Annotated in this window: 10 protein-coding genes and 1 tRNA gene; all 11 read right to left on the bottom strand. The window is 61.5% G+C overall.

Annotated elements, in window-relative coordinates:
* Nucleotide 1 precedes the first annotated feature (1 nt).
* Nucleotides 2-77 (bottom strand) — tRNA-Val (locus ACCD00_RS28845).
* Between the two features lie 256 nt (nt 78-333).
* Nucleotides 334-1,110, bottom strand: coding sequence for an SDR family oxidoreductase (locus tag ACCD00_RS28840; protein WP_413428629.1), 777 nt, complete (start codon nt 1,108-1,110; stop codon nt 334-336).
* Nucleotides 1,107-2,318, bottom strand: a complete 1,212-nt coding sequence (locus ACCD00_RS28835) for an O-succinylhomoserine sulfhydrylase (protein WP_413428628.1) — start codon at nt 2,316-2,318, stop codon at nt 1,107-1,109. Before ACCD00_RS28835 ends, ACCD00_RS28840 begins: the two co-directional genes overlap by 4 nt.
* A gap of 81 nt (nt 2,319-2,399) precedes the next feature.
* Entirely contained in the window at nt 2,400-3,905 is a 1,506-nt protein-coding gene (gene purF / locus ACCD00_RS28830; RefSeq protein ID WP_008016246.1) for an amidophosphoribosyltransferase, read from the bottom strand.
* Between the two features lie 41 nt (nt 3,906-3,946).
* The gene (locus ACCD00_RS28825; protein ID WP_008016245.1) at nt 3,947-4,507 is read right to left on the bottom strand and encodes a CvpA family protein; all 561 of its coding nucleotides are present in this window, start codon (nt 4,505-4,507) and stop codon (nt 3,947-3,949) included.
* Between the two features lie 98 nt (nt 4,508-4,605).
* Nucleotides 4,606-5,286 carry an SPOR domain-containing protein gene (locus ACCD00_RS28820; RefSeq protein ID WP_413428627.1) on the bottom strand — a complete coding sequence of 227 codons (681 nt, stop codon included), beginning with the start codon at nt 5,284-5,286 and terminating at the stop codon, nt 4,606-4,608.
* Nucleotides 5,270-6,577, bottom strand: coding sequence for a bifunctional tetrahydrofolate synthase/dihydrofolate synthase (folC, locus tag ACCD00_RS28815; protein WP_413428626.1), 1,308 nt, complete (start codon nt 6,575-6,577; stop codon nt 5,270-5,272). The genes ACCD00_RS28820 and folC overlap by 17 nt, the downstream gene beginning before the upstream one ends.
* The gene (accD, locus tag ACCD00_RS28810; RefSeq protein ID WP_007975665.1) at nt 6,574-7,494 is read right to left on the bottom strand and encodes an acetyl-CoA carboxylase, carboxyltransferase subunit beta; all 921 of its coding nucleotides are present in this window, start codon (nt 7,492-7,494) and stop codon (nt 6,574-6,576) included. The genes folC and accD overlap by 4 nt, the downstream gene beginning before the upstream one ends.
* Nucleotides 7,495-7,711: 217 nt before the next feature.
* Entirely contained in the window at nt 7,712-8,338 is a 627-nt protein-coding gene (locus tag ACCD00_RS28805; protein ID WP_413428625.1) for a phosphoribosylanthranilate isomerase, read from the bottom strand.
* 63 nt (nt 8,339-8,401) lie between these two features.
* On the bottom strand, nt 8,402-9,226 hold the full coding sequence (truA, locus tag ACCD00_RS28800) for a tRNA pseudouridine(38-40) synthase TruA (protein ID WP_032829430.1): 825 nt from the start codon (nt 9,224-9,226) through the stop codon (nt 8,402-8,404).
* Nucleotides 9,227-9,508: 282 nt separating this feature from the next.
* A partial coding sequence (locus tag ACCD00_RS28795; RefSeq protein ID WP_413428624.1) for a FimV/HubP family polar landmark protein occupies nt 9,509-10,606 on the bottom strand: 1,098 nt, incomplete at its 5' end.

Here is a 10,606-nt window from a genome sequence, read left to right as displayed (position 1 = left end):
GTGGTGGGTGATGACGGGATCGAACCGCCGACATTCTGCTTGTAAGGCAGACGCTCTCCCAGCTGAGCTAATCACCCGTTTGCATCTCCGAGGCCGCGAAATTTACGCAGGTAACGAACCTAAGTCAATACCCTGCTTGAAGTTTTTCTGAAAAAGACAAAATTCTTTCAATCGGGAGGGCACCTACAGCAGTCAGACCGCTTTCGCGAGCAAGCCCGCTCCCACATTGGACCGCGTTCTTTCAGACACAACACAATCCAATGTGGGAGCGGGCTTGCTCGCGAAGACGGTGGCACTTTCAACATCAATGCCGCAGACAGCGTCCTTGGCCGATTACTCGCTGTAAATCATCTTCTTGGTCATGCCGCCATCGACCACGAATTCCTGACCGGTGACAAATCCGGCATTCCTCGACAGCAGCCAGGCGACCATCGCCGCGACATCCTCAACCGTACCCACCCTGCCCGCCGGATGCTGGGCATGATCGGCCTCGGTCAATGGTTCAGCCCGCCGCACCGAGGGGTCGCGCGCGTCGATCCAGCCAGGACTGACGGCATTGACCCGGATCTCCGGACCAAGACTGATGGCCAACGCGTGAGTCAGGGCCAACAAACCGCCCTTGCTCGCCGCATAGGCTTCCGTGTCGGGTTCCGACTGCCCGGCGCGGGTCGAGGCCAGATTGACGATGGCACCGCTGTGAGCGCGCAGGTACGGTGCACAGTGCTTGGCCAGCAACATCGGCCCACTGAGGTTCACCGCCAACACCCGATTCCAGTGCGCCAGATCCAGGCTTTCCAGCGTGATGTTGTGTGGATCGGCAACTGCCGCATTGCACACCAGCGCATCGAGGCGCCCGAACTGGCCGAGCACCTCGGCCACGCCCAGCGCGACCTGCCCTTCGTTGGCGACATCCATGGCGATGAACCAGGCGTTGTCGCCCAGCACTTTCGCCACTTTCGAGCCGCGCTCCCGGTCCAGATCCGTCAGCACGACTTGCCAGCCTTCACTGATCAGCCAGGCCGAGATCCCCAGGCCAATGCCCCGCGCAGCACCGGTCACCAGCGCTACGCGGCCATTCGAGCTCGTGGTCGGCGTAGCCAACTCGATCACAGCGCAGCCAGGCCGCGCGCCAGATCGGCTTGCAGGTCCGCCACGTCCTCAAGACCGACCGCAATGCGGATCAGGCTGTCACGAATGCCCGCCGCTTCACGCTCTTGCGGCGCCAGGCGGCCATGGGACGTGGTGCTCGGATGCGTGATGGTGGTCTTGCTGTCACCCAGGTTGGCGGTGATCGAAATCAGGCGCGTGGCATCGATAAAACGCCAGGCCCCCTCTTTGCCACCCTTCACCTCAAAACTGACGACAGCACCGAAACCCTTCTGCTGACGCAGCGCCAGCTCGTGCTGCGGATGGCTCTTGAGGCCGGCGTAATGGACTTTCTCGATGCCTGCCTGCTGCTCCAGCCACTCGGCCAGTTGCTGGGCATTGGCGCAATGCGCTTTCATCCGCAGGTTCAGGGTTTCCAGACCCTTGAGGAAGATCCAGGCGTTGAACGGGCTCAGGGTCGGCCCCGCGGTACGCAGGAAGCCCACCACTTCTTTCATCTGCTCGCTACGACCGGCGACCACGCCGCCCATGCAACGGCCCTGGCCGTCGATGAACTTGGTGGCCGAGTGCACGACGATGTCCGCGCCCATTTTCAGCGGCTGTTGCAGTGCCGGCGTGCAGAAGCAGTTGTCGACCACCAGCATCGCGCCTTTGGCATGCGCGATTTCCGACAGAGCCGCAATGTCCACCAACTCGGCCAACGGATTGGACGGCGATTCGACGAACAGCAGCTTGGTGTTGGCCTTGATCGCCGCATCCCAACCGGACAGATCGGCCAGGGCAACGTAGTCGACTTCGATGCCGAAGCGCTTGAAGTACTTTTCGAACAGGCTGATGGTCGAGCCGAATACGCTGCGCGACACCAGCACATGATCACCGGCGCTGCACAGGCTCATCACCACGGCCATGATGGCCGCCATGCCGGTGGCCGTGGCCACGGCCTGCTCGGCGCTTTCCAGCGCGGCAATGCGCTCTTCGAACGCGCGCACGGTCGGGTTGGTGTAGCGCGAATAGACGTTGCCCGGTACTTCGCCAGCGAAGCGCGCAGCGGCGTCGGCGGCGGTACGGAATACGTAGCTGGAGGTGAAGAACATCGGATCACCGTGTTCGCCTTCCGGCGTGCGGTGCTGACCGGCGCGTACGGCCAGGGTATCGAACGCTACACCTTCGAGGTCGCTGTCCAGCCGACCGGCATCCCATTCCTGACTCATGCTGTCACTCCTTGCCCTGCTCTTGATAGATGAAAGTCTTTTTGCCAGATACAAAACCGGCCCCTCAGGGCCGGTAGTCACTCAGTTGTTGTACAGATCGATGATCGCACTGACTGCCTGCGTCTTGACCTTGGAGGCATCGTTGCGTGCCTGCTCGATCTTGTTCAGGTAAGCCTCGTCGACGTCGCCGGTGACGTACTGGCCATCGAACACCGCGCAATCGAACTTGTCGATCTTGATCTTGCCGCCACCGACCGCTTCGATCAAGTCAGGCAGGTCCTGATAGACCAGCCAGTCGGCGCCGATCAGGTCAGCCACGTCCTGGGTCGAACGGTTGTGGGCGATCAGTTCGTGGGCGCTCGGCATGTCGATGCCGTAGACGTTCGGGTAGCGAACCGCTGGAGCCGCGGAACAGAAGTAAACGTTCTTCGCGCCGGCTTCGCGGGCCATCTGGATGATCTGCTTGCAAGTGGTACCGCGAACGATGGAGTCATCCACCAGCATCACGTTCTTGCCGCGAAATTCCAGCTCGATGGCGTTGAGTTTCTGGCGTACGGATTTTTTCCGCGCGGCCTGGCCCGGCATGATGAAGGTCCGGCCGATGTAGCGGTTCTTCACGAAGCCTTCGCGGAACTTCACGCCCAGGTGGTTCGCCAGTTCCAGCGCCGCGGTGCGGCTGGTGTCCGGAATCGGGATGACCACGTCGATGTCGTGATCCGGACGCTCGCGCTGGATCTTCTCGGCGAGTTTCTCACCCATGCGCAGACGGGCCTTGTAGACCGACACGCCGTCGATGATCGAATCCGGACGCGCCAGGTAGACGTGTTCGAAGATGCACGGGGTGAGGGACGGGTTGGTCGCGCACTGACGGGTGTACAGCTTGCCCTCTTCAGTGATGTAGACCGCTTCGCCGGGAGCCAGGTCGCGAATCAGGGTGAAGCCGAGCACGTCCAGGGAAACGCTTTCCGAGGCGATCATGTACTCGACGCCTTCGTCGGTGTGACGCTGGCCGAAAACGATCGGGCGGATGCCGTGCGGGTCGCGGAAGCCGACGATGCCGTAGCCGGTGATCATCGCTACGACGGCATAACCACCGACGCAACGGTTGTGCACGTCAGTGACGGCGGCGAACACGTCTTCTTCGGTCGGCTGCAACTTGCCGCGCTGGGCCAGTTCGTGCGCAAACACGTTGAGCAGCACTTCCGAATCGGAACTGGTGTTGACGTGGCGCAGGTCGGATTCGTAAATCTCCTTGGCCAGTTGTTCAACGTTGGTCAGGTTACCGTTGTGCGCCAGGGTGATGCCGTAAGGCGAGTTGACGTAAAACGGTTGAGCTTCAGCCGACGTCGAGCTGCCCGCGGTCGGATAACGCACATGGCCAATGCCCATGTGGCCGACCAGGCGCTGCATGTGACGCTGCTGGAACACGTCACGCACCAGACCGTTGTCCTTGCGCAGGAATAACCGGCCATCATGGCTGGTCACGATACCGGCAGCGTCCTGGCCGCGGTGCTGGAGGACGGTTAGCGCGTCATACAGCGCCTGATTGACGTTCGACTTACCGACGATACCGACGATGCCACACATGCGACGCAACCCCTACTTAATGGATCTGAACTGAGCACTACTCACTGAGGCGTTTTGGCCATCGGCAAGAGTTGCTCCTTGAACGGAATATCAGCGGGTACGCTGATTCCGCTGGCAAGCCACTGACTGCTCCACCCGAGGATCAGGTTTTTGGACCAGTCGGCGACCAATAGAAATTTTGGCACGAGCTGTGACTCTTTCCACCACCCGTCCTGCTGTACCGGCCCCAGGCTCAACAGCCCGACGGCGACAACCACCAGCAACCCGCCACGCGCGGCGCCGAAGGCCATGCCGAGGAATCGGTCGGTCCCGGAGAGCCCGGTGACGCGAACCAGTTCGCCGATAAGATAATTGATCATTGCGCCTACGATTAAAGTGGCGACAAACATGATGGCACAGCCCGTGATTATACGGGCCGACGGTGTTTGAATGTACCCGCCCAGGTACTCGGACAGTGAGCCACCGAACATCCAGGCTACGACTCCTGCGATGATCCAGGTCACCAGCGACAGAGCTTCCTTGACGAAGCCGCGGCTCAGACTGATCAATGCGGAGATGGCGACGATTGCTACGATCGCCCAGTCAACCCAGGTAAATGGCACAGTGCAGCCTACAGACGGATAAGGCGGCGCATTTTAGCAGAGCCCATGCTTATCGGTAAGCTGCGATTGTCAGTGCATTTCATATCGGGGCGATAGTTTTAACCACGTTCCGGCTGAAAGCGCACGACAAACCCCTTGAGGTTCTGCTGGCGGTTGAGCAAGTCACGCAGACGGTCGGCTTCAGCGCGCTCGATCAGCGGCCCGACAAACACCCGGTTTTTGCCGTCGGCGGTACGGATGTAGGCGTTGTAACCCTGGCTGCGCAGGGTTTTCTGCAGTTTTTCCGCGCTTTCACGACTCGACAGGCTCGCCAGTTGCACCGACCAGCTGACAGACAAGCCATTGGCATCGACGCGGCTTTGCGTGGTGTCCGGCTTGCCCGGTGCCGCTGTAATGGGCTGGGCAGGCGCTGTCGCAGGCTTGGCGGCCAGAGCCGGGACCGGGGCTGGCGCAGGCGGCGGTGCAACCGGTTTGGCAGCCGCAGCGGTAGCAGGAGCTGGCGCCACCGGCACAGCTGGCACCGCCTGTGCTTCCTGCTGGGCGATTTCGTCATCGCTCGGCACGGGCTCCTGAGGCAAGGCTTGCGGCTCAGGCACCACCACGGGTTCGACCTGCACCTGAGGCATCACAGGCGCCTGCGGAGCCGCAGGGGCTTCGACCGTCACCTGGCGCTGTTCGTCCTGGCGGGAAAACAGCATCGGCAGAAAAATCACCGCCAGCGCAACCAACACCAGGGCGCCAACCATGCGCTGTTTGTATGCCTTATCCAGCAATGCCATTTGCCGCGTCCTCCGTGGAGCGCCGGGCCAGCCATTCAAGGGCCTCGGCGACACAATAAAATGATCCGAACAACAGGATTTCGTCGTCGTTCGTGGCCTGGGCACACTGCCCTTCCAGGGCGGCCGCTACACTTTCGTATGACGTGACCGAAGCACCCAGACCTTGCAACGCATCGTGCAAATCCGCAACCGGACGCGCCCGAGGCGAATCCAGAGGTGCGACAGCCCAGTGCTGGACACTAGCATTCAATTCGCCGACAACACCACCCAGGTCCTTGTCCGCCAGCAGCCCGAACACCGCCAATCGCTTGCCGACCGGCGGGCGACTGGCCAGGCGACGAGCCAGATACTCCGCCGCATGGGGGTTATGCCCCACATCCAGCAATAGATTCAAGCGCTTGCCTTGCCACTCGAACTCGCGGCGATCCAGACGACCGACCACCCTGGTTGCCCGCAGTGCCTCGACAATCTGCGTATCCACCCAAGGCAAGCCGAGCAACAAGTAAGCCTGCAACGCCAGCGCAGCGTTTTCCATCGGCAGATCGAGCAGCGGCAAGTCGCGCAACTCGACTGCATGCCCTTTTGCATCGACACCGCGCCACTGCCAGTTGTGATCGGTCACACCGAGGTCAAAATCGCGCCCACGCAGGAAAAACGGGCAATTGAGCTCGCGCGCCTTGTCCAGCAGAGGTTGTGGCGGATTCAGGTCGCCGCAGAGCGCAGGCGCGCCCTGACGGAAAATACCGGCCTTCTCGAAGGCCACGGACTCACGGGTATCACCGAGGTAATCCGCATGATCGACACCAATACTGGTGACCAGCGCCATGTCCGCGTCCACCACGTTGACCGTGTCCAGACGACCGCCCAGACCGACTTCCAGCACCACGGCATCGAGCCCGGAGCGCTGGAACAGCCAGAATGCCGCCAGGGTGCCCATTTCGAAGTAAGTCAGGGAGGTGTCGCCGCGCCCGGCCTCTACCGCGGCAAAGGCCTCGCACAGCTCGGCATCAGTGGCTTCGATGCCATTGACCTGCACCCGCTCGTTGTAACGCAGCAGGTGCGGGGAGTTGTAAACCCCCACCTTCAAGCCCTGGGCCCGCAGCAAGGACGCCACGAACGCACAGGTGGAACCCTTGCCGTTGGTCCCGGTGACCGTAATCACCCGAGGCGCCGGCTTGCCCAGTCCCATACGGGACGCTACCTGCTGCGACCGCTCCAGGCCCATGTCGATGGCTGAAGGGTGCAACTGCTCAAGGTAGGCGAGCCATTCGCCAAGGGTACGTTGGGTCATAGGCTGGCTGGCACCGGCGGAACCACGATCGGTTCGATAGGGGCAGCAACGAACTTAGGCGTCGGCAGGCCCATCATTTGTGCCAACAGGTTGCCAAGACGCGGACGCAGCTCCTGACGGTCGATGATCATGTCGATGGCACCGTGCTCCAGCAGGAATTCGCTGCGCTGGAAGCCTTCCGGCAGTTTTTCGCGCACGGTCTGCTCGATCACACGCGGACCGGCAAAACCGATCAACGCCTTCGGCTCGCCGACAATCACGTCGCCCAGCATCGCCAGACTGGCGGAAACGCCGCCGTAGACCGGGTCGGTCAACACGGAGATGAACGGAATGCCTTCTTCACGCAGACGCGCCAGTACCGCGGAGGTCTTGGCCATTTGCATCAGGGAAATCAGCGCTTCCTGCATCCGCGCACCGCCGGAAGCCGAGAAGCAGACCATCGGGCAACGTTTTTCCAGGGCGTAGTTGGCGGCGCGCACGAAACGCTCACCGACGATGGCGCCCATCGAACCGCCCATGAAGGAAAACTCGAACGCCGAAACCACGATCGGCATGCCCAGCAAAGTGCCGCTCATGGAAACCAGCGCGTCTTTTTCGCCGGTCTGCTTTTGTGCAGCGGTCAGGCGGTCCTTGTATTTCTTGCCGTCGCGGAATTTCAGACGGTCAACCGGCTCCAGGTCCGCACCCAGCTCGGTACGGCCTTCGACGTCGAGGAAGATGTCGATACGGGCGCGGGCGCCGATACGCATGTGATGGTTGCACTTGGGGCAAACGTCCAGGGTCTTTTCCAACTCCGGACGATACAGCACAGCCTCGCAAGACGGGCATTTGTGCCAAAGACCTTCAGGCACCGAGCTCTTCTTGACCTCGGAACGCATGATCGAAGGGATCAGTTTGTCTACTAACCAGTTGCTCATGCTTTCTTTCTCCAGTACCGGCGGCCCGAACGCTCTGGTTCGCAGCCCCGTGTATGCCCTAGCGCTAAATTCATGTGTGCGGCGACGATCGATGGACTGCCACGGTCAGCGCGAAACATGACCTGCGTGCAACCAGAAACCCTCGGATATGCCTGCTTTGTGCAGTGCATCCGCTTTGTACAGTGCAGTGGACGGCGGCAGTCTGCCAGCCGTCACATCAACAGGTGCTACCGCGTACCGCTTTGATGAATGCCTGAATCTTTGCGTGGTCCTTGATGCCCTTGCTCGCCTCTACCCCGCCGCTGACATCCACGGCGTAAGGCCGAACGCGCGCAACCGCCTCGGCGACGTTATCCGGCGTCAGACCGCCCGCCAGAATGATCGGTTTGCTCAGACCTTGCGGTATCAATGACCAGTCGAATGCCTCACCGGTTCCTCCGGGAATACCTTCGACATAGGTGTCGAGCAAAATACCGCTGGCACCTGGATAGGCATCACAAGCTGCCGCGATGTCATCACCGGCCTTGACCCGCAATGCCTTGATGTACGGCCGGTGCCAGCCTTCACACTCGGCGGCGGTTTCGTCGCCATGGAACTGCAACAGGTCCAGGGGCACGGCGTCGAGGATTTCCCCCAGCTCGCAACGGCTGGCATTGACGAACAAGCCCACGGTGGTCACGAACGGCGGCAGCGCCTTGATGATCGAGCGCGCCTGCTGGAACGTCACCGCACGGGGACTTTTGGCGTAAAACACGAATCCGATGGCATCCGCCCCGGCCTCGACGGCTGCCAACGCATCTTCCATGCGGGTAATCCCACAGATCTTGCTGCGAACGGCTGACATGTCGACATAACTCCAAGACAAATCCGGGAAAGTCCCGGATGGTAGCAAAAGCGTTCGAGGGCGTCAGCCGCCAAGTTCCGAGAAGCCGGTCAGGAAGTGCGGCCCGATGTAACGCTCGGGCAATTCGAATTCGTCACGGTACTCGACCTGGACCAGATACAAACCGAATGGATGCGCCGTCACGCCACCGGTCCGTCGAATCCGGCTTTCCAGCACTTCTTTCATCCACTCCACCGGACGCTCACCGGCGCCGATAGTCATCAGCACGCCGGCTATGTTGCGCACCATGTGATGCAGGAAGGCGCTGGCGCGAATATCCAGCACGATCATCTTGCCGTGACGGGTGACGCGCAGGTGATGCAGCTCCTTGATCGGCGACTTGGCCTGGCACTGGCCGGCGCGAAAAGCACTGAAATCATGGGTGCCGAGCAAGTACTGAGCGGCCTCGGCCATGCGCTCGACGTCCAGCGGGCGGTGGTTCCAGGTCACTTCTTCGTTCAGGTGCGCCGGGCGGATCTGATCGTTGTAGATCACATAGCGATAACGCCGGGCAATGGCCTTGAACCGCGCATGGAAATGCGCCGGCATGACCTTGGCCCAACTGACACTGACGTCGTGGGGCAAGTTGATGTTGGCACCCATGGTCCAGGCCTTCATCGAACGCTCGACCTGGGTGTCGAAATGCACCACCTGTCCGCAGGCATGCACCCCGGCGTCGGTACGCCCGGCGCACATCAGCGAAACGGGTGAGTCGGCGACTTTGGACAAGGCGTTTTCGAGGGTTTCCTGCACGGTGAGCACCCCGGACGCCTGGCGCTGCCAGCCGCGGTAGCGCGAGCCCTTGTATTCGACGCCCAGCGCGATCCGGAAAAAGCCGTCGGCTGCCATTTCGGCGGCCGGGTTATCTATATTTGCCAAGGAGGGACAGCCTGCTGATGTACCAAAGGCGGGCATTATAAGGCCGCCGGGCGGGGATGCCAGAGAGATCTCCACTGACTGTTCCGGCCTCTTCGCGGGCAAGCCCGCTCCCACAAGGTTTTGTGAGCGCCACAGAACCCGGTGGGAGCGGGCTTGCTCGCGAAGGCGGCCTGGATGTCGACATCGCTCTTGCGGCCAAACAAAAACGGCAGCCTCAATGGGCTGCCGCTCTGTCTACAACTTGACGTGCACTCAAGCCAGGCGCGAAAGCATTTCCCTGGCTTCGCTCTTCTGCTCGGCACTGCCTTCGCTCACGACCTCTTTGAGGATGTCGCGGGCGCCATCGCTGTCGCCCATGTCGATATAGGCCTGGGCCAGATCGAGCTTGGTAGCGGCCTCGTCAGTACCCGAGAGGAAGTCGAAGTCATCATCGCCTCCCAGCGCGGCATCGGCCTCGGTAAAGGTCGGCTCGCCGATGTCGTTGGACAGGCTCTCCAGCTCGGCGTTGACATCATCCAGCTCTGCCGCGAACGCATCCGGCGCGTCCATTTCGTCGGCCAGCGACAGATCGAAATCGGCCGGCAATTCCAGATCATCCAGCGCGACCTCAGGAACAGCCGGGGTTTCGGCAACCGGGAAATCCTTCACCCCTGCATCCAGATCCAGCAGGAAATCGTCTTCAGCCAGCATCGCCGGCGACGGTTGCGCACCGAGATCCAGGTCAAGATCGAAGTCCGACAGATCGTCGAGGCTTTCCTTGATTTCAGTCTGTTGCTGCAACACCGACTCGAAACTCAGGTCGTCATCCAGCGGGAATTCTTCCAGATCCGCCAGCGCCGCCACTTCAGGCTCCGGCGCAGCTGCAGGCGCCACCGGTGTGATCGTGCCCAGATCGTCCAGGCTCAGGTCGAAGGCGCTGTCGAGATCATCCTCGAACGGTGCCGGCTCTGGTGCCGGTGCCTGTGGCTCGTCGAGCAACAGATCCTTGACGTATTGCGCGTCCAGCTCGGCAGCAACGGCGGCTGCGGCGATGCCACCGGCAGCCACCAGCGCCATGGCCGGGAAGCGGCTTTTGAGTTTTTCAACCTGGGCGAAGTTGTCGCCATTGGCCACCAACTGACGCTCCTGGCCGACGAACGCATCGCGGTCGCCTTGCTGGCCGTAGACTTCCATCAGCTTCAAGCGCAGGTCGCTGCGCTTGGGCTCTTGCTTGACGCCATCCTCCAGCAATGCGGCAGCCTGGTTCAGGCGACCGGCATTGATGTGCGACTGAGCCTGGCCCAGCACGTCATCGGAGCGCTCGGCAGCCGGCGCCACCAATGGCGCGGCGATCGGCGTGGTCATCACGAC

The organism is Pseudomonas sp. Pseusp3 (assembly GCF_047304225.1).
Taxonomy (GTDB): Bacteria; Pseudomonadota; Gammaproteobacteria; order Pseudomonadales; family Pseudomonadaceae; genus Aquipseudomonas; species Aquipseudomonas fluorescens_CD.
This window is presented reverse-complemented; position numbering and strand designations above follow the sequence as displayed.